Origin of the sequence: Streptomyces sp. NPDC057099 (assembly GCF_042671245.1) — a bacterium.
GTDB lineage: Bacteria > Actinomycetota > Actinomycetes > Streptomycetales > Streptomycetaceae > Streptomyces > Streptomyces purpurascens.
The window spans coordinates 53,232-77,499 of the sequence record NZ_JBHUTX010000014.1; the positions used below are offsets into that span (position 1 = coordinate 53,232).

General features: G+C 71.5%; 19 protein-coding genes. 14 read left to right on the plus strand and 5 right to left on the minus strand.

All coding sequences use genetic code 11. The features are described 5' to 3' along the window. Nucleotides 1-259: 259 nt before the first annotated feature. From pcaC to ACFT4A_RS19765, 3 genes are read left to right on the plus strand one after another with little or no spacing between them, the layout of a single operon-like run. Nucleotides 260-1,564 carry a 4-carboxymuconolactone decarboxylase gene (gene pcaC / locus ACFT4A_RS19755; protein ID WP_382831913.1) on the plus strand — a complete coding sequence of 435 codons (1,305 nt, stop codon included), beginning with the start codon at nucleotides 260-262 and terminating at the stop codon, nucleotides 1,562-1,564. 34 nt (nucleotides 1,565-1,598) lie between these two features. Next, the gene (locus tag ACFT4A_RS19760) at nucleotides 1,599-2,234 is read left to right on the plus strand and encodes an MBL fold metallo-hydrolase (protein ID WP_382831914.1); all 636 of its coding nucleotides are present in this window, start codon (nucleotides 1,599-1,601) and stop codon (nucleotides 2,232-2,234) included. A 43-nt stretch (nucleotides 2,235-2,277) separates the two neighbouring features. Further along, the gene (locus tag ACFT4A_RS19765; RefSeq protein ID WP_382831916.1) at nucleotides 2,278-3,057 is read left to right on the plus strand and encodes an exodeoxyribonuclease III; all 780 of its coding nucleotides are present in this window, start codon (nucleotides 2,278-2,280) and stop codon (nucleotides 3,055-3,057) included. A 40-nt stretch (nucleotides 3,058-3,097) separates the two neighbouring features. Here ACFT4A_RS19765 and ACFT4A_RS19770 read toward each other — a convergent pair whose 3' ends face one another. Beyond that, nucleotides 3,098-4,867 (minus strand): SGNH/GDSL hydrolase family protein, encoded by a 1,770-nt coding sequence (locus tag ACFT4A_RS19770; RefSeq protein ID WP_382831918.1) that lies wholly within the window; start codon nucleotides 4,865-4,867, stop codon nucleotides 3,098-3,100. Nucleotides 4,868-5,038: 171 nt separating this feature from the next. Between ACFT4A_RS19770 and ACFT4A_RS19775 the strand changes: the two genes are divergently transcribed. Continuing rightward, on the plus strand, nucleotides 5,039-5,446 hold the full coding sequence (locus tag ACFT4A_RS19775) for a DUF6278 family protein (RefSeq protein ID WP_184588678.1): 408 nt from the start codon (nucleotides 5,039-5,041) through the stop codon (nucleotides 5,444-5,446). 152 nt (nucleotides 5,447-5,598) lie between these two features. Further along, nucleotides 5,599-6,342: an amino acid ABC transporter ATP-binding protein gene (locus tag ACFT4A_RS19780; RefSeq protein ID WP_382831920.1), complete on the plus strand. Its 744-nt coding sequence runs from the start codon at nucleotides 5,599-5,601 to the stop codon at nucleotides 6,340-6,342. Between the two features lie 223 nt (nucleotides 6,343-6,565). Here the strand turns inward: ACFT4A_RS19780 and ACFT4A_RS19785 are convergent, their stop codons facing one another. Together ACFT4A_RS19785 and ACFT4A_RS19790 are read right to left on the minus strand one after the other, a co-directional pair. Then, nucleotides 6,566-8,134, minus strand: a complete 1,569-nt coding sequence (locus ACFT4A_RS19785; protein ID WP_382831921.1) for a CocE/NonD family hydrolase — start codon at nucleotides 8,132-8,134, stop codon at nucleotides 6,566-6,568. 116 nt (nucleotides 8,135-8,250) lie between these two features. After that, nucleotides 8,251-9,009: a hypothetical protein gene (locus tag ACFT4A_RS19790; RefSeq protein ID WP_382831923.1), complete on the minus strand. Its 759-nt coding sequence runs from the start codon at nucleotides 9,007-9,009 to the stop codon at nucleotides 8,251-8,253. A gap of 105 nt (nucleotides 9,010-9,114) precedes the next feature. On the opposite strand from ACFT4A_RS19790, the gene ggt reads away from it, so the two are divergent. Next, the gene (ggt, locus tag ACFT4A_RS19795) at nucleotides 9,115-10,920 is read left to right on the plus strand and encodes a gamma-glutamyltransferase (protein WP_382831925.1); all 1,806 of its coding nucleotides are present in this window, start codon (nucleotides 9,115-9,117) and stop codon (nucleotides 10,918-10,920) included. Between the two features lie 6 nt (nucleotides 10,921-10,926). Here ggt and ACFT4A_RS19800 read toward each other — a convergent pair whose 3' ends face one another. Continuing rightward, nucleotides 10,927-13,464, minus strand: a complete 2,538-nt coding sequence (locus ACFT4A_RS19800) for an ATP-dependent Clp protease ATP-binding subunit (protein WP_382831927.1) — start codon at nucleotides 13,462-13,464, stop codon at nucleotides 10,927-10,929. A 189-nt stretch (nucleotides 13,465-13,653) separates the two neighbouring features. Continuing rightward, the gene (map, locus tag ACFT4A_RS19805) at nucleotides 13,654-14,421 is read right to left on the minus strand and encodes a type I methionyl aminopeptidase (protein ID WP_382831929.1); all 768 of its coding nucleotides are present in this window, start codon (nucleotides 14,419-14,421) and stop codon (nucleotides 13,654-13,656) included. 33 nt (nucleotides 14,422-14,454) lie between these two features. Between map and ACFT4A_RS19810 the strand changes: the two genes are divergently transcribed. The 8 genes from ACFT4A_RS19810 (at nucleotide 14,455) to ACFT4A_RS19845 (ending at nucleotide 24,178) form a co-directional block, all read left to right on the plus strand. After that, on the plus strand, nucleotides 14,455-14,706 hold the full coding sequence (locus tag ACFT4A_RS19810; RefSeq protein ID WP_382831931.1) for a helix-turn-helix domain-containing protein: 252 nt from the start codon (nucleotides 14,455-14,457) through the stop codon (nucleotides 14,704-14,706). Nucleotides 14,707-14,818: 112 nt separating this feature from the next. Continuing rightward, a complete protein-coding gene (locus tag ACFT4A_RS19815) occupies nucleotides 14,819-16,777 on the plus strand; it encodes a hypothetical protein (protein WP_382831933.1) in 1,959 nt (652 codons plus the stop codon). A gap of 170 nt (nucleotides 16,778-16,947) precedes the next feature. Next, nucleotides 16,948-17,790 (plus strand): nitrilase-related carbon-nitrogen hydrolase, encoded by an 843-nt coding sequence (locus ACFT4A_RS19820; RefSeq protein WP_382831934.1) that lies wholly within the window; start codon nucleotides 16,948-16,950, stop codon nucleotides 17,788-17,790. Then, complete coding sequence (locus ACFT4A_RS19825; protein ID WP_382831936.1) at nucleotides 17,787-19,073, plus strand: aspartate aminotransferase family protein; 1,287 nt, start codon at nucleotides 17,787-17,789, stop codon at nucleotides 19,071-19,073. Before ACFT4A_RS19820 ends, ACFT4A_RS19825 begins: the two co-directional genes overlap by 4 nt. A gap of 27 nt (nucleotides 19,074-19,100) precedes the next feature. Then, complete coding sequence (locus ACFT4A_RS19830) at nucleotides 19,101-20,669, plus strand: PucR family transcriptional regulator (RefSeq protein WP_382831940.1); 1,569 nt, start codon at nucleotides 19,101-19,103, stop codon at nucleotides 20,667-20,669. A gap of 155 nt (nucleotides 20,670-20,824) precedes the next feature. Further along, nucleotides 20,825-21,667, plus strand: coding sequence for a nitrilase-related carbon-nitrogen hydrolase (locus ACFT4A_RS19835; protein ID WP_215117614.1), 843 nt, complete (start codon nucleotides 20,825-20,827; stop codon nucleotides 21,665-21,667). A gap of 76 nt (nucleotides 21,668-21,743) precedes the next feature. After that, complete coding sequence (gene hydA / locus ACFT4A_RS19840; protein WP_382831943.1) at nucleotides 21,744-23,147, plus strand: dihydropyrimidinase; 1,404 nt, start codon at nucleotides 21,744-21,746, stop codon at nucleotides 23,145-23,147. A gap of 11 nt (nucleotides 23,148-23,158) precedes the next feature. Beyond that, the gene (locus ACFT4A_RS19845) at nucleotides 23,159-24,178 is read left to right on the plus strand and encodes a TIGR03842 family LLM class F420-dependent oxidoreductase (RefSeq protein WP_382831945.1); all 1,020 of its coding nucleotides are present in this window, start codon (nucleotides 23,159-23,161) and stop codon (nucleotides 24,176-24,178) included. The last annotated feature ends 90 nt before the right edge of the window (nucleotides 24,179-24,268 follow it).

Sequence of the window (24,268 nt, forward strand, 5' to 3'; positions counted from 1 at the left end):
GTCGAGGGGAAGGTTAGATATCGGTTTGCCCATGGCCCTGTGGGTCGCGAAATGGCTGGGGCGCCACTCGGGGTCACAAGTGGCCGGTGCGCGCGCCGACGAAGTCGCTCCGTGCACCAACACGGAGAAAGCGTGATCCATGAGGAGAAGGCGTGCCCCATAAGGACTACCAGCCGAGAGGCTTGGCGACAGTGGCGCGAGGCCCGGTAGATTCACCCCGGCGATGTGACATCTCGTGACAGATGAGAGGCTCGGACGGGTGAGCGAGACACCACCGAACACCCTGCAATACCGCTTTGACGGGCCAGAAGACGCACCTGTCCTGATCCTCGGTCCCTCACTGGGTACCACCTGGCACATGTGGGACCGCCAGATCCCCGAGCTGATCAAGCACTGGCGGGTCTTCCGGTTCGACCTGCCCGGACACGGCGGCGCTCCCGCCTACCCGGCGGGCTCGGTCAACGACCTCACCACACGGCTGCTGGCCACCCTCGAAGGGCTCGGCGTGCAGCGCTTCGGCTACGCGGGCTGCGCGCTCGGCGGTGCGGTCGGCATCGAGCTGGCCCTGCGCCACCCCGAGCGGCTCGCCTCCCTGGCGTTGATCGCGGCCTCGCCCCGCTTCGGCTCGGCCGACGAGTTCCGGCAGAGAGGCGTGATCGTCCGCACGAACGGCCTCGACCCCATCGCCCGCACCTCGCCCGAGCGCTGGTTCACCGGCGGGTTCGCCGCCGCGCAGCCCGCGATCACCGAGTGGGCCGTGCAGATGGTCCGCACCACCGACCCCGGCTGCTACATCGCCGCGTGCGAGGCGCTCGCCTCGTTCGACGTCCGGGCCGAACTCGGCCGCGTCGGCGTACCGACGCTGGTCCTCGTCGGCTCGGACGACCAGGTCACCGGCCCCGCCGAGGCCCGCACCCTGGTCGCCGGCATCCCGGACGCCCGCCTCGCCGTCGTCCCCGGCGCCTCCCACCTGGTGCCGGTGGAGCAGCCCGCGGCGGTCACCGACCTCCTGGTCCGGCACTTCTCCACCGCCTGGCAGCCCGCCTTCGAGACCTCCACCGGCCAGACCGCCCTGCCCGCGGCCGCCCTCAAGCCGGTGCTGTCCCCGGCACCGCCGCAGCCCCTCCAGACCGGGCCCGTCGCCGAGATCGCCCCCGTCGTGGCACCTCAGGCGCAGGGGCGGCCCGACCCGTACGACGCCGGGCTCAAGGTCCGCCGCGAGGTGCTGGGCGACGCGCATGTCGACCGGGCGCTGGCGCAGGCCGACGACTTCTCCGGGGACTTCCAGGAATTCATCACCCGCTACGCCTGGGGCGAGATCTGGGACCGCCCCGGGCTCGACCGGCGCACCCGCAGCTCCGTCACCCTCACCGCCCTGGTCGCCGGCGGCCACCTGGACGAGCTGGCCTTCCACACCCGGGCCGCCCTGCGCAACGGCCTCACCCCGGGCGAGATCAAGGAAGTGCTGCTCCAGGCGGCCGTCTACTGCGGCGTCCCGGCCGCGAACAGCGCGTTCAAGGTCGCCCAGCAGGTCATCCGCGAGGAGACCACGCCCCAGGAGTGAGGGCGCGCGCGAACCCGGGAGGCAGGATGGACTCATGAAGCTCACGAAGATGTCGCACGCCTGCGTCCGCCTCGAGAAGGACGGCCGGACCCTCGTCCTCGACCCCGGCGGGTTCAGCGAGGAGGACGCCGCGCTGGGCGCGGACGCCATCCTCGTCACCCACGAGCACCCCGACCACTTCGACGAGTCCCGGCTGCGCACCGCGATGGAGAACAACCCGGCCGCGGAGATCTGGACCCTGAAATCCGTCGCCGAGAAGATCTCCTCCGCCTTCCCCGGCCGGGTCCACACCGTCGGCCACGGCGACAGCTTCAGCGCCGCCGGCTTCGACGTCCAGGTCCACGGCGAACTCCACGCGGTGATCCACCCGGACATCCCGCGCATCACCAACGTCGGCTACCTCGTCGACGGCGGCAAGGTCTTCCACCCCGGCGACGCCCTCACCGTCCCCGACCACCCGGTGGAGACGCTGATGCTCCCGGTCATGGCCCCGTGGAGCAAGATCTCCGAGGTCATCGACTACGTCCGCGAGGTGGAGCCGCAGCGCGCCTACGACATCCACGACGCCCTCCTCACCGACCTCGCGCGCCCGATCTACGACCGCCAGATCGGCAGCCTGGCCGGGGCGGAACACCTGCGGCTCACCCCCGGGTCGTCGGCCGACCTCTGAGGCCGGGACGGCGTTGTCAGACCCTCCGGGTAGGTTGTGGGACATGCGCATCGCGACCTGGAACGTGAACTCGATCACCGCCCGCCTGCCGAGGCTCCTGGCCTGGCTGGAGAGCAGCGGCACGGACGTGCTGTGCCTCCAGGAGGCCAAGGTCTCCGAGGAGCAGTTCCCCGCGGAGCAGCTGCGCGAGCTGGGCTACGAGTCGGCGGTCCACGCGACCGGCCGGTGGAACGGCGTGGCGGTGCTCTCCCGCGTCGGCATCGAGGACGTCGTCAAGGGCCTGCCCGGCGACCCCGGGTTCGACGGCTCGGTGGAGCCCCGCGCCATCTCGGCGACCTGCGGCCCGCTCCGCGTCTGGTCGGTGTACGTGCCGAACGGCCGCGAGGTGGACCACCCGCACTACGCCTACAAGCTCCAGTGGTTCGAGGCCCTCAAGGCAGCCGTCGCCGGTGACGCGGCCGGCAGCCGCCCCTTCGCGGTGATGGGCGACTACAACGTGGCGCCGACGGACGACGACGTCTACGACCGCGCGGCCTTCGAGGGCGCGACCCACGTCACCGCCGCCGAGCGCGCCGCCCTGGCCTCCCTGCGCGAGGCGGGCCTGTCGGACGTGGTCCCGCGGCCCCTGAAGTACGACCAGCCCTTCACGTACTGGGACTACCGCCAGCTCTGCTTCCCGAAGAACCGCGGCATGCGCATCGACCTGGTGTACGCCAACGCGCCGTTCGCGAACGCGGTCAAGGACACGTACGTGGACCGCGAGGAGCGCAAGGGCAAGGGCGCCTCGGACCACGCGCCGGTCGTGGTCGACCTCGACGTGTAGGCCACTGCGGCCAGCCCACATCGGCCGCGAGGCGACCGGCTCACAGCAGCCGCAGGTCCACCGACTCCGCCAGCGCCGCCAGCCCCGCGTCCCCGGGATGCAGGTGGTCGCCGCTGTCGTACGCGGGCAGGATCCGCGCCGGGTCGGCCGGGTCGCGTACGACGGCGTCGAAGTCGAGCACCCCGTCGAAGACGGCGCCCTCGCGGATCCAGTCGTTCACCGCGACCCGCTCGGCGTCGACGGTCGCCGTGCACCGCGCCTCGCCCTCGCACGGCAGGATCGTCGCCGCGAGCATCCTGAGCCCCCGGGCGTGCCCGCGCGCCGCCAGCTCCCGGAGCCCCGCGATCACCTGCTCCGCCGAGGTGCCCCAGCGCACGTCGTTGACGCCCTCGAAGACGATCGCCGTACGGGCCGACGGCTGGGCGAGGACGTCGCGGTCGAACCGGTGCAGGGCGCTCACCCCGGCCGTGTCCGTGGACACCCCGTCGCCGGGATACCGGTCGGTGACGACACGGTTGCCCGAGATGCCCTGGTTCAGCACCCCGTAGCGCGGCACGGCGTTCTGCCGCTGCAGCCGGGCGGCCAGCACGTTCGGCCACCGCCGGTTCGCGTCCACCGTGGACTTGTCGCCGTCGGTGATCGAGTCCCCGAGCAGCACCACCGACCCGGGCCCGCCGCTCACGTCGACCCCGGCGAGCAGCGGCCAGCTGGTGATCACCGAGGTGTACGCCCCGGCGGTGCCGTCCGCCGCGTGGTCGCCGGGCTCGCTGACGTACGACCGCTGCTGCGCGAGCCGGTGCAGGGGCGCCGCCGGCACCGGGCCGGGCAGATGGAAGCTGACCAGCAGATTGGCGTCCGCCGGCACCGTGAAGCCCAGCGGATCGCTGTACGCCTGGGCCCCGGCCGGGATCTCCACGCTTTCCTCACCGCCGAAGGACAGCGGCACCGGCGTCCCACGTGCCGCCGCGCCCGCCGCCTGCACGGCGACCGTCGCGCCGCCGATCCGCACCGGGGCCGCCGCGAAGGTGTTGTCGAACCGCATCCGCACCCGGGGCCCGCCCGCCGAGGCGCGCACCACCAGCCGCAGCGTCCGGTCCGTCCAGGGCCCCACGGCCGCGTAGCCGCCCGTCGACGTCGTCCAGCTGCCCGTCCAGCCCTGTGTGGCGGTCCGTACCGACAGCGCGAAGACGTGCAGTCCGGCGGCGCGCGGCAGCCGGACCGAGGCAAGCTCGCGCCCCGGCGTCAGCGGCACCGTCACGACGTACAGGCGGGCCTGCTCGGCGAGTTGCCCGCCGGGCGTGTTGATGTGCGGCAGGGCCACCGCCTTCGTCGCAAGCGGTCCGGTGCGCCAGTCGGGCGCGGTGAGCCGGTAGCCGGAGCGGGTGCCGTTCGCGTACATGACCGTGCCCGGGCCGCCCGCCTCCGTGCCGGCCGTGCCCGCCACCAGGAAGGCGAGGGCGTCGCCGCGCCCCGTGACGCGGACGTCCTGTCCGGCGGCGCGGACGTTGTCCGGCTCGCCCGGCGCCCGCCGGGGCCAGGTCAGCCGGGCCCCCTGGACGGTCAGGGTGCGGCCGGGTGCCCAGCCCGCGGCCGTGAGGTCCCGCGCCGACAGGGAGGCACCGGCGCCGTCGAAGTCGGCCGACGCGGGCCGGCCGTCGTCGCTGACGGCGATGTTGTCGAACAGCCGCTCAAGCGGCACCGGCGCGGCCCGTCTCTCCTCGGCGGCACCGACGGACGGCGCCGACACCGTCGACACCAGGGACCCGCACAGGGTCAGGACGACCAGGACCCCCCGAACAGATCGGCGCACGGCCGACTCCTCCCGCTCATCGATCGCACGGTGAAGCTAGAGAGACAACGAAGCTAGGGAGACTGGAGGGACTCGTCAACGCGCCATGCGCGAACTCGGCGTGAACTCGACCGTCAGCGAAGGCCCGCGCGCCTGTGGTGCGTACGGCGGTACGAATGACACGCTGGACGTATGAACATCCCTTTCCTGGGCAACCGGCGCCAGAAGGTCGGGTTCCCCGACCCCGCGGGCATCGCGGACCTGCTCGCCGAGTGCGAACTGCTCCGCTCCCAGGCGTCCCGGGCGGGGGTCCGGCTGGACGACTCGGCGGCCTCGCTGGAGGCGCTGGACCAGCTGCTGCCGCGCTGGCGGGACGACGAGGAGACGCTGGCCTGGCTCGGCAACGACGCGGGCCTCTACCTGGGCACCGTCATCGTGCGCACCGTGCCGGGAGCCGCCTGGGAGATCCGTTCCGACGGCCAGCCCGTCGTGCGGCTCACCTCCGGCAGGGAGTTCGACGTCGTGGACTCCGGGCACGAGTGGGCCGCGTACGGCGTGCCCGAGCTGTCGCAGCTCTACGCGGAAGTCGCGGAGGCGTGAGGCCCATGACCGCACCCATGACCGCACCCTTTGAGCCAAAGTGCGATGTAAATACGGCTAATGATCGAAAAGTGCGTGTCGCCCGACAAGTCCGATCTTGCCTGGATACGTTGCGGCAACCACGACACAGCTGAGAGTGAGTAGGGCTGAGTATGGCCGTAGATCCGCTGATCGAGCTGCGTGACGTCAACAAGCACTTCGGGGAGCTGCATGTTCTGCGGGACATCAACCTCACCGTCGGCAAGGGGGAGGTGGTCGTGGTCATCGGCCCCTCGGGGTCGGGCAAGTCGACACTGTGCCGGGCGATCAACCGGCTGGAGACCATCGAGTCGGGGACGATCGTCCTCGACGGACAGCCGCTGCCCGAGGAGGGCAAGCCCCTGGCCCGGCTGCGCGCCGACGTCGGCATGGTCTTCCAGGCGTTCAACCTCTTCGCCCACAAGACCGTCCTGCAGAACCTCTCCCTCGGGCAGATCAAGGTGCGCGGACGCAAGAAGGAGGACGCCGACAAGCGCTCCCGGGAACTCCTCGACCGGGTCGGCGTCGCCGATCAGGCGGACAAGTACCCGGCGCAGCTCTCCGGCGGTCAGCAGCAGCGCGTGGCCATCGCCCGTGCCCTGGCCATGGAGCCCAAGGCGATGCTCTTCGACGAGCCGACCTCGGCCCTCGACCCGGAGATGATCAACGAGGTGCTGGAGGTCATGAAGCAACTGGCCCGCGACGGCATGACCATGATCGTCGTCACGCACGAGATGGGCTTCGCCCGCTCGGCCGCCAACCGCGTCGTCTTCATGGCCGACGGCGGAATCGTCGAGGACCGCACCCCTGACGACTTCTTCACCAACCCCACCAGCGACCGCGCCAAGGACTTCCTCTCCAAGATCCTCAAGCACTGAACGGGCAGGCACCGGACGGCTCATCGGATCGGACCTCGACTACGATGTGCCCTTCATCCCTGTCGGAGAGGGGGACTTCGCCGAAATTCGCCGATCCCGTCAGGGGTGAGCAGACCGCCCGCCCGGTCCGTGGGGTGTTCCCGCCGGGTGTGGCCCCCACGGCCCTTGTGGCCACGGGGGCGGCGGTTCACATCGGCCAGGCCCGTCCGGCGGCAGCCGGAGATCACTGCTCGCGCAGCGGGACCGACACGTACGACGGGTCGTTCGCAGGCGAGGAGAAGGTCAGCTGCGCGCCGGACGGGTTGTGCTCGATGTAGAGCGGGTCGACCGTGTCGACGACCAGGGCGAGGCGATGCCCGGCCGGGACGTCGTAGGCCGTGGAGTACAGCTCCAGGTCGACGCCGAACGGCTTTCCGGGAGTGCGCCCGTGGAAGGTGTACGGCGCGTTGGAGACCAGCTTGCCGAGGCCGAGCGGCCCCACGTCGTAGAGGTAGGCGACGAGGGTGCCGCTCTCCTTGGTCGGGGTGAGGGTCGTGTGCAACTTCGCGGTGCCGCGCACCTGTTGGTCGTCCCCGTACTTCTCCGACTGCCACACGGCGGCCCAGCGGCGGGGGAGCAGCGGGATCGAGGCCATCGGGGGCAGCTGGGCCACCTGGTCGAGGATGCTGGACAGGAAGACGACTCCACCGTCCGCCCCCGAGTTCACGTTCGCGCGGATCGTGGTCGTGCCCGCGAGGGCGATCTTCCGGTCGGTCGCGGCGACCGACTTCCAGTCCGGGTAGCCCTCATAGCCGCCAGAGGAGCGGGACTTGAGCTGGACGGGCTGCTCACGGTCGATGCCGTTGTCCTCGCCCCTGAGGTAGTGGTCGAACCAGCGCGTGGTGTCCTTCCAGACGTCTTTGGGCAGCCCGAACAGACCGGTCAGCTCGGCCGTGGCGTGGTCTCCGGGGCGCATCTCCAGCCGCTTCGGGCCGGTCAGCTTCTCGTAGAAGTCGGCGTACTGGTTGGGCGGGAAGATCGTGTCGCCCCAGGCGTTGGCGAGCATGATCGCCGCGCCGTTCTTGTTGATCTGGTCGACGTAGGTAGCAGCGGAACGTTTCTTTCCCCAGGCGATGAGCTCCGGCTCCTTCGCCAGGTTGGAGCGGTAGAAGTCGTCGAAGGTCTGCCGGAGTTCGGCGCTCTGCCGGCCCGTGACGATGCTCGCGCCGTCCAGCAGGGCGGACGCCTGGACGTGCTGGGTGCGTCCGGCGTAGATGGAGTCGATCAGGTCGGCCCAGCCGCTCAGTGACGCGACGGCCTTGACCCGCTTGTCCTGTGCGGCGGTGAGCAGGCTGATGCCGGCGCCGTAGGAGACGCCCGCCATGCCGATGTGCCCGGCGTCCGAAGGGGTGTGGGCCAGCGCCCAGTCGATGACCTTCGAGGCGTCGGCGATGTCGGGTGGGCCCGCTACTTCTATCTCGCCGCCCGACTGCCAGAAGCCGCGCACGTTGTAGGTGACCACGACGTACCCGGAGTCGGCGAGTTTCTGCGCCTGGGCCAGATACTCGACTTGGGGCAGGCCCCAGCTCGTGGGCATGACGAGCAGCGGGTAGCGGTGCGTGCCGTCGGCGCCCGCCGGGGTGACGACGTTGGCCTTGAGGACGGTGCCGCCGTCGCCGGTGATGTCGACGAAGCGGACGGGGTTCGGCGCCGCCTGTGCGGTGGGGGCGAGTCCGAGGGCTGTGCCGGCGACCAGGGTGGCCGAGACGGCGCCTACGGCGGTGGTGCGCAGGGCCTTGCGGGTGTGTCCCACGGGTCACTCCTCACTCGTGTCAGTGCAAAGTGACCAGACGGTAACCTCGCGCCCTTACCAGTGGTAACCCGTCGGTAAGTTACGTGGCAGTAACGATTGTTGAGGAGTGGAGGACCTCAGGAGGCGCGGTGGGTATTGCGTGGAGTCGCGGCGGCGGGCAGCGGGGTCTGAGCCGCCTGCGTCACGTCCTCGACCAGTTCGACGACGTCCGGGCCGTACGCCTGTGAGTTGATCACCTTCAGCAGCAGCGCGAAGGAGCTGTTGCCGTACTTGCGGGCCAGCTTCTCGTGATTGCGGGCGAGGTAGCGGGTGGTGGCCTGGTTGGTGATCGAGGTCTGGCCGCAGAAGAGGTAGACCGGCCGGGTGTTCTGGCTGCGCTCGGCGGTCAGCCGGGCGAGCAGCGCGTACTCCTCCTTGCCGTTGTCCACGCGGTAGCGCTCGGAGCCGATCTGGAACGATCCCCGGTCCGGCCCCGGTTCGGAGTCCATGTTCACCCGCACCCCGGGGAGCAGGGAGGACAGATGGGCCGCCATACGGCGGTTGGAGGCGGGGCCGCCGACACAGAACTCCGTCCGCTCGCCGAAGCCCTGACGTGCCGTGTCGTGCGGCAGTATCTGGGCGTGGGCGTTGCAGTCCTTGATCAGCGCGGCGAGTTCGAGGAGGGCGAACACGTCGTAGCGCATCACCGCGAACTCGGGTCCCCCGGCGCCCCGGTTCACCACCAGCAGCGACTCGGAGTTGTCGGGCAGCCCGAAGAAGGCCTGCTTCCGGCGGAGCCTGCGCTTCCACAGATAGGTGCGGGCCACCCAGCCCAGCCCGGCGCTGATCCCCGCCGCGACCACGCCCAGGACTATGTTGCGCACGTCGTCATTCATGGGCGCGCATGCTAGCGGGCGTCGACGCACCGGTGTTCGACGCGTGCCTGACGCGACCATGGCCATGAATTAAGCTGCGCGGACGGCCTTTGACTGGAGGTGCGGATGCGTCGCCCTGTCGCGCGAAATCTGACGGTCCTGGCGGTTTCGGCCGCCGTGGTGGTGTCGGTGGGGGCGGCGGCGCCACCCGCCGCGCAGACCACCGGTGATGAGAAGACTCCCCTGGCCGTCGGCTACGGCGGCGCTGTCTCCAGCGTCGACCCGGACGCCTCGGCCGCCGGGATCGAGGTCCTGCGCAAGGGCGGCAACGCCGTCGACGCGGCCGTCGCCACAGCCGCCGCGCTCGGTGTCACCGAGCCCTACTCCGCCGGCATCGGCGGGGGCGGCTACTTCGTCTACTACGACGCCAAGTCCCGTACGGTGCGCACCATCGACGGACGCGAGACCGCTCCGCTGTCCGCCGACAAGAACCTGTTCACCGAGAACGGCAAGCCCATCCCGTTCGCCGAGGCCGTCAGCAGCGGCCTGAGCGTCGGCACGCCCGGCACGCCCGCCACCTGGCAGACGGCGCTGGACCAGTGGGGCAGCAAGCGGCTCGGGAGTGTCCTGAAGCCGGCCGAGCGGCTGGCGCGCGACGGTTTCACGGTCGACGAGACCTTCCGCTCGCAGACGGCGTCCAACGAGACCCGCTTCCGCTACTTCCCGGACACCGCCGAGCTGTTCCTGCCCGGCGGGCAGCTCCCGGTCGTCGGCTCCACCTTCAAGAACCCCGACCTCGCCCGCACCTACGCGGAGCTGGGGAGCAAGGGCGTCGGCGCGCTCTACCGCGGCGGCCTCGGCCGGGAGATCGTCGACACGGTCGACAAGCCGCCCGTCGACCCGGCCTCCGGCTGGAACGCCCGCCCCGGCGACCTGTCCGCGAAGGACCTGGCCGCCTACCGCACCAAGCTCCAGGCACCCACCAGGACCTCCTACCGCGGCCTCGGCGTCTACTCCATGGCGCCCTCGTCCTCCGGCGGCACGACGGTCGGCGAGGCGCTCAACATCCTGGAGCGGACCGACCTGTCGAAGGCGAGCAAGGCGAAGTACCTGCACCGCTTCATCGAGGCGAGCCGGATCGCGTTCGCGGACCGGGGACGGTGGGTGGGCGACCCCGCGTTCGAGGACGTGCCGACGAAGGAGCTGCTGTCGCAGCGGTTCGCCGACTCGCGCGAGTGCCTGATCAAGGACGACGCCGTGCTGTCCAGCCCGGTGCCGCCGGGCGATCCGCGTCATCCGAAGCGGTGTGGCTCCGGTGGCAAGGCCGCTCCGACGACGTACGAAGGTGACAGCACCACGCATCTGACGGTCGCCGACAAGTGGGGGAACGTCGTCGCCTACACCCTCACCATCGAGCAGACCGGTGGCAGCGGGATCACCGTGCCGGGGCGGGGGTTCATCCTCAACAACGAGCTGACGGACTTCTCCTTCACGCCGGCGAACCCCGCCGTGCACGACCCGAACCTGCCCGGGCCCGGGAAGCGGCCCCGGTCGTCGATCTCGCCGACGATCGTGCTCGACCGGCATGACCGGCCCGTGGTGGCGCTGGGGTCGCCGGGTGGGGCGACGATCATCACGACCGTCCTGCAGACGCTGACCGGGTTGGTGGACCGGGGGTTGCCGCTGGTCGATGCGATCGCCGCGCCTCGGGCGAGTCAGCGGAATGCCGCGCAGACCGAGCTGGAGCCGGGGTTGTACGACAACGCCGAGTTGCGGAAGCAGCTCGAGGCGATCGGGCATTCCTTCAAGGCGAACCCGGAGATCGGGGCGGCTACGGGTGTTCAGCGGCTGCCGGGTGGGAAGTGGCTGGCAGCCGCTGAGACGGTACGGCGGGGTGGGGGATCGGCGATGGTGGTGCGGCCGGTTCGCTGAAGGCCCTCAGGAGGGCGCTTGCGAACTCTGCGTTTGGAACGTCAGGTGGTTGTCCTCGGTGTCCACCGTGACCTGGCCGCCCTCGGGGACCCTGCCGTCCAGCAGAAGTCGGGAGAGCTCGTTGTCCACCTCGCGTTGGATCGTGCGGCGCAGTGGGCGGGCGCCGTACTCCGGCTGGTAGCCGTGGTCGGCCAGCCATTCCACCGCTCGGTCGGTGAAGGTCACCGTGATGCCCTTGTCGTGGACGAGGGAACGGGTGCGGTCCAGCAGGAGGTTGGTGATCCGGCGCAGCTGTTCCGTGGTGAGCTGGCGGAAGACGACGATCTCGTCGATGCGGTTGAGGAACTCGGGGCGGAAGTGCTCGCGCAGCGGGCGCAGGATCTGCTCGCGCCGGGCCTCCTCGTCCGCGTCGGCGCCGCCTGACGCGAAGCCCATCGTGCCGCCGCGGCGGGTGATCGCCTCGGAGCCGAGGTTGCTGGTCATCGTGATGACGGTGTTGGTGAAGTCCACCGTGCGGCCCTGCGAGTCGGTCAGCCGGCCGTCGTCGAGGACCTGGAGCAGGATGTTGAAGACGTCCGGGTGCGCCTTCTCCACCTCGTCGAGGAGGAGGAGCGAGTACGGGTGGCGGCGGACGACCTCGGTGAGCTGGCCGGCCTCCTCGTGGCCGACGTAGCCGGGCGGGGCGCCGATCAGGCGGCTGACGGTGTGCCGCTCCTGGTACTCGCTCATGTCGAGGCGGACCATGCGGTCCTCGCTGCCGAACAGCGCCTCGGCGAGCGCCCGGGCCAGTTCGGTCTTGCCGACCCCGGTCGGGCCGAGGAAGAGGAAGCTGCCGATCGGCCGGTCCGGGCTGGCCAGGCCGGCTCGGGAGCGCAGCACCGCGTCGGAGACGACCCGTACGGCCTCGTCCTGGCCGACCACCCGCTGGTGCAGATGCTCTTCCAGGCCCAGCAGCCGGTCCTTCTCCTCCTGGGTGAGGCTGGCGACCGGGATGCCGGTCTGCCGGGACACCACCTCGGCGATCGACTCCGCCCCGACGACGAGGTCCTGGCCCTCGTCGATCTCGCTTTCGCCGCCGGTCTGGGCGATCCGCTGCTTCAGGTCCACGATCCGGTCGCGCAACTGGGTGGCCTGCTCGTACTGCTCGTCCGCGACCGCCTGGTCCTTGTCCCGGGTCAGCTGCTCCAGCTCCCGTTCCAGGGCCCGTACGTCCGTGCCCTTGGTCTTGGCCCGCAGCCGCACCCGGGCACCGGCCTGGTCGATCAGGTCGATGGCCTTGTCCGGCAGGCGGCGGTCGGTGAGATAGCGGTCGGACAGCTCCACGGCCGCCACCAGCGCCTCGTCGGTGTAGCGGACCTGGTGGTGGGCCTCGTAGCGGTCCCGCAGGCCGCGCAGAATCTCGATCGCGTCCGCAGGAGTCGGCTCCGGGACCATGATCGGCTGGAAGCGGCGGGCCAGCGCGGCGTCCTTCTCGATCCGGCGGTACTCCTCCAGGGTGGTGGCACCCACGATGTGCAGCTCACCGCGCGCGAGGGCCGGCTTGAGGATGTTGCCGGCGTCCAGCGAACTGCCGTCACCGCCACCGGAACCGGCGCCCACGACCGTGTGCAGCTCGTCGATGAAGATGATCAACTGCTCGGAGTGGGCGCGGATCTCACTGACGATGTTGTTCATCCGCTCCTCGAAGTCACCCCGGTAGCGGGTGCCCGCGACCACGCCCGTCAGGTCCAGGGCGACCACGCGGCGCCCGATCAGGATGTCGGGCACGTCATCCTCGGAGATGCGCTGTGCCAGCCCCTCCACGACGGCGGTCTTGCCGACGCCCGCGTCACCGATCAGCACCGGGTTGTTCTTGCCGCGGCGGGAGAGGACCTCGACGGTCTGCTCGATCTCCTCGTCCCGGCCGATCACCGGGTCGATACGCCCCTGCCGGGCCAGTTCGGTGAGGTCGCGGCCGTACTTGTCCAGGGTCGGCGTGTTCGTCGGGCGCGGCCGCTCGGCCTGGGGGACCTCCGGCGCCTCGGGCGGGGTGGAAGGCGCGAAGCGGGCCGCGTTCAGGATGTGCCCGGCGGCCGAGTCGGGGTTCGAGGCCAGGGCGCTGAGCACGTGCTCCGGGCCGATGTAGCCGTAGCCGCGGGCCCGGGCCATGTCGTGCGCGTCCAGCAGGGCCCGTTTGGCGGCCGGGGTGAGGGACAGCGTCGTCGGCGGCGGTGCGTCCTCCGGGCCGTGCTGGGCCGGGCCGGACCGGTCGTCGATCTCCGACGCCAGCGAGTCGGGATTGGCTCCGGCCTTGCTGAGCAGGGTCCGGGTGGGCTCGGTGCCGAGCGCCGCCCGCAGCAGATGCTCCGTGTCGAGGTCCCGGCTGCCGTGCTCGGCGGCGTACTGGGCGGCCCCGCGGACGAGCTCCCGGGCCGGCTGGCTGAGCAGCCGCCCGAGGTCGATCTGCCGGGGACCCGGACGCGGCCCGCCGAAGAAGCGTGCGAGGAATTCTCCGAAGGGGTCCGAGCCGTAGCCGCCCTCCGGGCTGGTGAAGCCGCTGCTCATGGGCCTTCCGTTCCCGGCGTCCCCGGCGCCCGCGCGGGGGAACGCCCTCGCTGGTCGACGTGCCGGGGTCGGGTAACCCGGGTGGCAGCCGGTTACACCTGGGGCGCGCTCGTAGAACACCTTCGCACGATCGTCGGCGGCGGGCACCTTCGGGGCATTTCCGCAGGATCCGGACCCCCGGGGCGTGGTTCAGCGCGCGGTCAGGATCCTCGGTCCGGAATCCGTGATCGCCACCGTGTGCTCCGCGTGGGCCGCGCGGGAGCCGTCGTTCGTCTTCAGCGTCCAGCCGTCGGGAGCCGCGTGATAGTCGTCCGTGCCGCCGCCGATGACCATGGGCTCGATCGCCAGCACCATGCCGTGCCGCAGGCGCATGCCCCGTCCCGGCCGGCCCTCGTTCGGCACCCCGGGGTCCTCGTGCATGCGGCGGCCGATGCCGTGGCCGCCGAAACCGTCCGGGATGCCGTAGCCGGCGCCGCGGCACACCGTGCCGATCGCGTGCGCGATGTCGCCGATGCGGTTGCCCACGACGGCCGCCTCGATGCCCGCCGCGAGGGCCCGCTCGGCGGTCTCGACCAGACGTAGATCGCCCTTGCGCGGGGTGCCGACGACGAAGCTGAGGGCCGAGTCGCCGACCCAGCCGCCCAGTTCGGCACCGAAGTCGAGGGAGACGAGGTCGCCGTCGCGCAGTCGGTAGCGGTCCGGAACGCCGTGCACGATCGCGTCGTTGACCGAGGCGCACAGGACGGCGGGGAAGGGGGTCGGGGCGAAGGAGGGCCGGTACCCCAGGAAGGGTGAGGTCGCGCCCGCCTCGCGCAGCACGTCGTGTGCCACCTCGTCCAGTTCCAGCAGGGAGACGCCCACGTCGGCGGCTCTTCGGGCGGCGGTCAGGGCGCGGGCGACGACCTGGCCCGCTTCGTACATGGCATCGATCGATGTGTCGGTCTTGAGTTCCACCATGCCAATTACTATACCGGTATTAGAATGGGGTGCATGGTGCGCACCCCTCTCACCCCCGAAGAGCGCGAACGCGGCGAGCGGCTGGGCCGGCTGCTGCGTGAGGCGCGTGGCGACCGGAGCATGACGGAGATCGCCGCGAACGCGGGCATCTCCGCCGAGACCCTCCGGAAGATCGAGACCGGGCGGGCCCCCACGCCCGCCTTCTTCACGGTGGCCGCGCTGGCCGGCGTGCTCGGGCTGTCCATGGACGAAGTGGCGCAGCGGTGCGCGCCTGCACCGGTCTGACGACCTGGCACTGAGGCTCCCGCGTCGTGCGCGAAAACTCCCCGTAGCACTGCTGTAACACGACTGGTGTTGCCTACGGGGCGGAGCGCTCCGGTCAGGCGGGAGTTGAGCGATGGCAGCGGATCAACTCCCGAGCAGAGTCCGGGAGTTCGCGAACTACCTGGACGGTCTGGTGGCACGCCTCGACCCGTCCGGCGGCTGGTGCGCGGTGTTCTGGCAGCGCGACCCGGAGGGCATGCGGGCCTGCCTGGACGGGCGGGAGATGCCGCCCTGGGACGTGGTGGAGGCGCTCCTCCAGGACCTCGCCGGGCAGTACGGCCCCGGGGGCGCGGGCCCCGAGACGGAACGCGCCCGGTCCCTGCACGCCGCCGCGCTCACCGCCCACGACGCCCGGCCGGGCGCCCGCGACGCCCTCGGGGACCGGCTGGACGTCATGCTCCGCGAGCAGAGATACGCCGCCGAACGCCAAGCCGACCTGACCCGCCTCCTCGCCTCGGCCCCCACCCGCGAACAGGCCGACGCCCTCCGCCTCGACCTCGCCTGGGCCCACGACGACCACGAACGCGCCACGGCCCGCTGCGCGGAGCTGCGCGACCGGATGTCCCGCCTGGACCAGCACGACCGCGGCGCAGCCGCCTTCTTCGAGGGGCGGGGTGGCGCGACCGGGCCGGGGGGTGTCCCGGGCGCGAGGGGTGAGGGGGCGCCGGGGGCCTTCGGCGGCGGGGGAGGGGCCGGGGCTGCATCGGGGCGACCCGGGGGTGTGCGTGGCGGGGAGGCTTCAGGGCATGCCGCGGGTGTGCGTGGCGGGGAGATGCCAGCTGCTCCGCGCGGCGGCTCCGGCCCGAGCGGGCCGGGTGATGTGTTCGGCGGCGCGAGACCGGCGGCGTTCGGAGCCGGCGCGGTCGGGGACGGATCCCGGGCGTCCGGTGGTGGTGCGGCCGAGGGTGGTGTCCGTGCGTTCGGCGACGGCCCGAGCGGGCCGGCTGATGTGTTCGGTGGCGCGAGGTCGGCGGCAGGCGCACCCGCGTTCGGGGCCGGCGCGGCCGAGGGCGCTGGCGACGCAGCCGACGGCGGTGTTCGTGCGTACGGCGACGGAAGGGCGGCTCCCCGGTCTGAGCGTGCCCCGGGCGGTCCGTATGACCCCGCCACGCCACGGCACCCTGCCCAGCAGCCGACGGCGTCCGGCACAGCCGGTCGGCACGACACCCGGCATGCGGACGCCGGCCCGGAGCCGGAGAGGGAGCGGGGCGCCCAGGAGCATCCGGCGGGCCGGGCCGTTCCCGCCCCGTTTCCAGCGCCCGAGCCCCCGGCACCTCAACCGCCCACCCCCAAACAGCGCAAACGCCGTCGCGGCAGTGCCCGGTTCGCCGGGATGGACGAGGAGGAGGCCGTGCCCGTCGTCGTGCCGCCCGCTGCCGTGCCGACGCTGCCCGAGCCCGCCCCCGCGACCGGCCGCACCCGGCGCGGCGCGCGTTTCGCCGGGGCCGCCGAAGAAGCCGCGGCCCGGCACGTCGAGGAGCCGCAGGGCGCGGCAGGCGGCGCGGCGGACCGGACGGAGGTCGCGCGGACCGTCGAGGCGCTGGCGCGGCTGCGTGCCGAGGGGCGCAGCGGGGAGGCGCACGTGCTGCTGGTCGAGCTCACCTCCTCGGCCCCCGCCCGGTTCCCGCTGCTCGCGGGCGAGCTGGAACGGGCCGGGCTGGGCGCGGACTGGCAGACCCTGCTGTGGGAGGCCGCCTCGCTGCCCGCAGGGCGGCTGGTCGCCGCGGCGGACGCGCTGGGCGCGGCCGGGCGCGTGGGGGACGGGCAGCAGATCCTGCGGCAGGGCGTCGCCCGGCCGCCGGCCGAGGTCGGTGCGGCCGTCCTCGGACTGGCCGCCGAGGGCCGTCACCGCGAGGTGCGCGCGCTGCTCGACGCGTATGTGAGGGCCCGCACCCCCGAGGAGGCCGCCCGCAGCGCCGAGCCCGATCCGGGGCGCCTCGTACCGCTCCTGCTGGAGGCCGCCCAGGGCGTGTCGGACGAGCGCCGCTGGGATCTCGTGCACGCGCTCCGGGTCGCCGGATTCGCCGCCTGACCGGCGACACCGTGCCCCGGGCGACTCACCCACAGGAGTGCGAATCGCGTTCCGCCCAGCGGGTTGGGGACGATGGTCTTGGCAAGCCCGGGCCGGAGGCTTACGTTCGTGGCTCTACTGTCCGCTTCTACGGGCGTAGAGACGCAGACGTCGCGTCGAAGGAGCAGCTCATGGCCAATGTCGTACGTGCCGCTCTGGTCCAGGCCACCTGGACCGGCGACACCGAGTCCATGGTGGCGAAACACGAGGAGCACGCCCGCGAGGCGGCTCGCCGGGGCGCGAAGATCATCGGCTTCCAGGAAGTCTTCAACAGCCCCTACTTCTGCCAGGTCCAGGAGCCCGAGCACTACCGCTGGGCCGAGCCCGTCCCGGACGGCCCGACCGTCCAGCGCATGCAGGCCCTCGCGCGCGAGACCGGCATGGTGATCGTCGTACCGGTCTTCGAGGTCGAGCAGTCCGGCTTCTACTTCAACACCGCGGCCGTGATCGACTCCGACGGCAGCTACCTCGGCAAGTACCGCAAGCACCACATCCCGCAGGTCAAGGGCTTCTGGGAGAAGTACTACTTCAAACCCGGCAACCTCGGCTGGCCCGTCTTCGACACCGCCGTCGGCAAGGTCGGCGTCTACATCTGCTACGACCGCCACTTCCCGGAGGGCTGGCGCGAGCTCGGCCTGAAGGGCGCCCAGCTGGTCTACAACCCCTCCGCCACCCACCGGGGCCTGTCGTCCCACCTGTGGCGGCTGGAGCAGCCCGCCGCGGCCGTCGCCAACGAGTACTTCGTCGCCGCGATCAACCGCGTGGGCCAGGAGGAGTACGGGGACAACGACTTCTACGGGACGTCGTACTTCGTCGACCCACGCGGACAGTTCGTCGGCGACGTCGCCAGCGACAGCAAGGAGGAGCTCGTCATCCGCGACCTGGACCTCGGCCTCGTCGAGGAGGTGCGGCAGCAGTGGGCCTTCTACCGCGACCGCCGCCCCGACGCCTACGAAGGGCTGGTGCGGCCGTGACCGACGACCTGCTGGGCCGCCACCGGGGCGTGCTCCCCGACTGGCTCGCCCTCTACTACGAGGAGCCCCTCGAGATCACCCACGGCGAGGGCCGCCACGTCTGGGACGCCCAGGGCAACCGGTATCTCGACTTCTTCGGCGGCATCCTCACCACGATGACCGCCCACGCGCTGCCCGAGATCACCAAGGCGGTCAGCGAGCAGGCCGCGCGGATCATCCACTCCTCGACCCTGTACCTCAACCGGCCGATGGTCGAACTCGCCGAGCGCGTAGCCCAGTTGAGCGGCATCCCGGAGGCCCGGGTCTTCTTCACCACCTCCGGCACCGAGGCCAACGACACCGCCCTGCTGCTGGCCACGACGTACCGGCGCAGCAACACGATCCTGGCGATGCGCAACAGCTACCACGGCCGCTCCTTCAGCTCGGTCGGCATCACCGGCAACAGCGGCTGGTCCCCGACCTCCCTGTCCCCGCTGCAGACGCTCTACGTCCACGGCGGCGTGCGCACCCGAGGGCCCTACGCCGCCCTGAGCGACGCCGAGTTCATCGAGGCCTGCGTCGAGGACCTCAAGGACATGCTCGGCCACACCCGCCCGCCGGCCGCGCTGATCGCCGAGCCCATCCAGGGCGTCGGCGGCTTCACCTCGCCGCCGGACGGGCTGTACGCCGCCTTCCGCGAGGTGCTGAACGAGCGCGGCATCCTGTGGATCGCCGACGAGGTGCAGACCGGCTGGGGTCGCACCGGCGAGCACTTCTGGGGCTGGCAGGCCCACGGGCGCAGCGGGCCGCCGGACCTCATGACCTTCGCCAAGGGCATCGGCAACGGCATGTCCATCGGCGGCGTCGTCGCCCGCTCCGAGATCATGAACTGCCTGGACTCCAACAGCATCTCCACGTTCGGCGGCACCCAGATCACCATGGCGGCGGGCCTCGCCAACCTCAACTACCTCGTGGAACATGACCTCCAGGGCAACGCCCGGCGGGTCGGCGGCCTGCTCATCGAGCGGCTGCGGGCCGCCGCCGCGCAGGTGCCGGCCGTACGGGAGGTCCGCGGGCGCGGCCTGATGATCGGCATCGAGGTCACCCGACCCGGGACCGACGAGGCCGATCCACAGGCCGCCGCTGCCGTCCTGGAGGCGGCCCGCGAGGGCGGGTTGCTGATCGGCAAGGGCGGCGGCCACAACACCAGCTGTCTGCGCGTCGCCCCGCCGCTGTCCCTCAACGTCGCGGAGGCCGAGGAGGGCGCCGCGATCCTCGAGAACGCTCTGCGGAGCATCCGGTAGCAGCGCACCGACGCAAGGGAAGTCGCCATGGCCACCGTCCCGGACACCTGGGAACCCGCTCTGTCGGTCCGGCAGGTCCTCACCCTGGAGCGGGTGCTCGCCGGGGAGCCCGAGGTGGTGGCCGGGGCGAGCCATCTGGACCGGCCCGTGCGCTGGGTGCACGTCGCCGAGGCCGCCGATGTCGGCGTGATGCTCACCGGCGGCGAGATGGTCCTCACCACCGGAGTGCTGCTCGCCGGCGACGAGGACAAGCAGGCCGAGTACGTCCGGTCCCTGCACCGCGCGGAGGCCGCCGCCGTCGTCCTCGGACTCGGCCGCGCCTTCCCCTCAGCCCCGGACGTGATGCGCCGAGCGGCCGAGCGGTGCGGGCTGCCGATGGTCGTCCTGCACCGGCCCTTCCCCTTCGCCGAGCTGACCGAGGAGGTCCAGTCACGGCTCGTGCGGCGCAAGTTCGCCGCCGTCAGCCTCTCCGAGGCCGTCCGCACCGAACTCACCGCCCTCATCACCGCGGGCGCCCCGCTGCAACGCCTGCTCGACGAGGTCGCCCGGCACAGCGCCTGCCCGGTCGTCGTCACCAACCTCGCCCACCGCGTCCTCGGCACGGCGGGGGAGCGGCCCGCGGTCGACGACGTACTGCGCGACTGGGAACGCATCGCCCGCCAGGCCGGAGGCACCGAGGGCGACGGCTGGATCCGGGCCGAACTGGGCGGACGCGGGGAGCGCTGGGGCCGCATCGTGCTGTGCGGCTACCGCGGCGACACCGCCACCGGGCGACTGCTGGCCGACCGCGCCGCCGAGGCCCTCGTCCTGCACCGCATGCTCGGCGGCACGGCGGCGTGCTCGTGGGAGGAGCAGTCGGCGCAGGGCCTGCTGACCGACCTGGTCAGCGGTGTCGTACCGGCCCGGCAACTGCTGCCCCGGGCCCGCGCCGCCGGACTGCCCGTCAACCGGCGGACCTTCGTGCCGCTGGTCGTCCGCGACGGCGACACCGGCCGGCTCGACCGGCTGCTGCGGCTGCTGGGCCTGCCCGGACTGGTCGCCGAACTGGCCGACGGGGCCACCGCCGTCCTCCTCAGCCTCCCCCGCGACCAGGACGCCGACGCCCTCGCCGCGCACTTCGCGAACCGGCTGCGCACCGAGTCCGGGTCGGAGGCCCGCACCATCGTCGCCGCCGCCGACCCCCGGGCCGTCTGGGACGACGTACCCGCGGGACTGCGCGAGGCCCAGCACGTCGCGGACGCGGTCGCCGACTCGGCGGCGGTCCTCGATCTCCCGCCGGTGGTCCGCCTGAAGGACGTCCACCTGCGCGGTCTGATCCGTCTCCTGCGGGACGATCCGCAGGTGCAGTCCTTCGCGGAGCGGGAGCTGGACGGGCTGCTGTGCGAGACCGACGAGGACCTGCTGTCCGTCCTGCGCACCTACCTCGCCAGCGGCCGCAACAAGTCCCGCACGGCCCAGCTCCACCACGTCTCCCGCCCGGCCCTCTACCGCCGCCTGGAGGCGATACAGGTCCGTCTCGGGGTGGACCTCGACGACTTCGAGCAGGCCGCCTCGGTGCACATCGCCCTCCTCGCGCACGACGCGCAACAGCAGTGAAACCTGTGACCACCTGGGAAAACGGCGGTGAAACATGGACCCACGGCAGCGTGACACGGTGGCACGCCGCACGCCCTCAGACGTGACACGGTGCAACTCAAAGACGACCGGCGCACTTCCTAGGCTCACGGCACACCGAGCGACCGGAGGTCCCGATGAGCCCAGTGATCCGTGCCGCCGTCTTCCAGACCGCCTGGACGGGCGACAAGGAATCGATGATCCAGGTCCACGAGCAGGCGGCCCGCGACGCCGCCGCGCAGGGTGCTCAAGTCCTGTGCTTCCAGGAGCTGTTCTACGGACCGTACTTCTGCCAGGTCCAGGACCCGGCCTTCTACGAGTACGCCGAGCAGATCCCCGAGGGCCCCATCGTCCGGCGTTTCCAGGCACTCGCGAAGGAACTCGGCATCGTCCTCGTGCTGCCGATGTACGAGGAGGAGCAGCCCGGCGTCCTCTACAACACCGCCGCCGTGATCGACGCGGACGGCTCCTACCTCGGCAAGTACCGCAAGACCCATATCCCCCAGGTGCGCGGCTTCTGGGAGAAGTTCTACTTCCGCCCCGGCAACAGCGGCTGGCCGGTCTTCGAGACCGCCGTCGGCAAGGTCGGCGTCTACATCTGCTACGACCGCCACTTCCCGGAGGGCTGGCGGGCACTCGGCCTCGCCGGCGCCGAGATCGTCTTCAACCCCTCGGCCACCTCGCGCGGCCTCTCGGCCTACCTGTGGCAGCTGGAACAGCCGGCGGCGGCCGTCGCCAACGAGTACTTCGTCGGCGCCATCAACCGGGTCGGCGTCGAGGAGTACGGCGACAACGACTTCTACGGCACCTCCTACTTCGTCGACCCGGAGGCCCAGTTCGTCGGCGAGGTCGCGAGCGACAAGGAGCCCGAACTGGTCGTCCGCGACCTGGACATGGCCAAACTCCGAGAGGTCCGCGACCGCTGGCAGTTCTACAGGGACCGCGCACCGGGCGCGTACGGCCCACTGACAGCACCGTAAGGAACCTAGGGGCGCGGGGAACTGCGCGACCAGCCACACACAACCGTCACGTTCAAACGGCGAGGAGCGACAGAACATGAGCACCCGAACCGTCATCCGCGGCGGCCTCGTCATCACCGCATCCGACGAGATCCACGCCGACGTCCTGATCGAGGACGGCCGCATCGCCGCCCTCGCCGCCTCCAACACCCCCGCGGCGGAGTCCTTCACCGCGGACCGCACCATCGACGCCACCGGAAAGTACGTCATCCCCGGCGGCGTCGACGCCCACACTCACATGGAACTCCCCTTCGGCGGCACCTTCGCCTCCGACACCTTCGAGACCGGCACCCGCGCCGCCGCCTGGGGCGGCACGACGACGATCGTCGACTTCGCCGTGCAGAGCGTCGGGCACAGCCTCCGCGAGGGCCTGGACACCTGGCACGCCAAGGCCGACGGCAACTGCGCCATCGACTACGGCTTCCACATGATCGTCTCCGACGTCAACGAGCACACCCTCAAGGAGATGGACCACCTCGTGGAGGAGGGCGTCACCTCCTTCAAGCAGTTCATGGCCTACCCGGGCGTCTTCTACAGCGACGACGGCCAGATCCTGCGCGCCATGCAGCGCTCCGCAGACAACGGCGGCCTGATCATGATGCACGCCGAGAACGGCATCGCGATCGACGTCCTGGTCGAACAGGCGCTGGCCCGGGGCGAGACCGACCCGCGCTACCACGGCGAGGTCCGCAAGGCCCTGCTGGAGGCCGAGGCCACCCACCGTGCCATCAAGCTCGCGCAGGTGGCCGGCGCGCCCCTGTACGTCGTGCACGTCTCGGCGACGGAGGCGGTCACCGAGCTGGCCCGGGCCCGCGACGAGGGGCTGCCCGTCTTCGGCGAGACCTGCCCGCAGTACCTGTTCCTGTCCACCGACAACCTCGCCGAGCCCGACTTCGAGGGCGCCAAGTACGTGTGCAGCACACCGCTCAGGCCCCGGGAACACCAGGCCGCGCTGTGGCGGGGCCTGCGCACGAACGACCTCCAGGTCGTCTCCACCGACCACTGCCCCTTCTGCTTCACGGGCCAGAAGGACCTCGGCCTCGGCGACTTCTCCAAGATCCCCAACGGCCTCCCGGGCGTCGAGAACCGGATGGACCTGCTCCACCAGGCGGTCCTCGACGGGCGCATCTCCCGCCGCCGCTGGATCGAGATCGCCTGTGCCTCCCCGGCCCGGATGTTCGGCCTGTACCCGAAGAAGGGCACGATCGCGCCGGGCGCCGACGCCGACGTCGTCATCTACGACCCGCACGCCGAGCAGATCATGTCGGCCGAGACGCACCACATGAACGTCGACTACTCGGCGTACGAGGGCAAACGCACCACCGGCCGGGTCGAGACGGTCCTCTCGCGCGGCGAACTCGTCATCACCGAGCGGGAGTACACCGGACACGCCGGGCACGGCGTCTTCACCCCGCGTTCCACCTGTCAGTACCTCAATTAGGAGTAGTGCGGATGGACTTCGGACTCGTCCTGCAGACGGACCCGCCCGCGTCGCGGGTCGTCAGCCTGATGAAGCGCGCGGAACGCAACGGCTTCTCGTACGGCTGGACCTTCGACTCCGCCGTGCTGTGGCAGGAACCATTCGTGATCTACAGCCAGATCCTGGCCAACACGACCGGGCTGAAGGTCGGGCCGATGGTGACCAACCCGGGAACCCGCACCTGGGAGGTCACCGCCTCCACCTTCGCGACGCTCAACGACATGTTCGGCAACCGCACGGTCTGCGGCATCGGCCGCGGTGACTCCGCGATGCGCGTGGCCGGCCGCAAGCCCAACACCCTGGCCCGGATCAGCGAGGCCATGAAGGTCATCCGGGAGCTCGGCAGCGGCCGGGAGGCCGACCTCGGCGGCACCGTCGTCCGGTTCCCGTGGATCGGCGAGGGCGCCGAACTGCCCGTGTGGATGGCCGCGTACGGCCCCAAGGCCCTGAAGATGGCCGGGGAGGAGGCGGACGGGTTCATCCTCCAGCTGGCCGACCTGTATCTGACCGAGTACATGGTCAAGGCCGTGAAGGACGCGGCCGTCGCCGCCGGCCGGGACCCCGACGCGGTGACCATCTGTGTGGCCGCCCCGGCCTATGTCACCGAGGACGACTCGCCGGAGGCGCTCGACCACGCGCGTGAGCAGTGCCGGTGGTTCGGCGGCATGGTCGGCAACCACGTCGCCGACCTGGTCTCCAAGTACGGCGAGCACTCCGCCCAGGTGCCCGACGAACTCACCGACTACATCAAGGCCCGCCAGGGCTACGACTACTCCCACCACGGGCGCAGTGGAAACCCCGACACCCAGTTCGTGCCCGACGAGATCGTCGACCGGTTCTGCCTGATCGGCCCGGTCGAGCGGCACATCGAGAAGCTCGAGGCGCTGCGCGCGCTCGGCGTGGACCAGTTCGCCGTCTACGACATGCACGACGCGCAGGAGGCCGTGATCGACGCGTACGGGACGCGGGTCATCCCGGCAGTCGTCGGCTGACGTACCCGCCCGGCAACACCTCTCCTCCAACTCCCCCTTCCCGGCGGCCCGGGAAGGGGGCCCAGGACGCTCCCGAGCGCACCCCCCCAT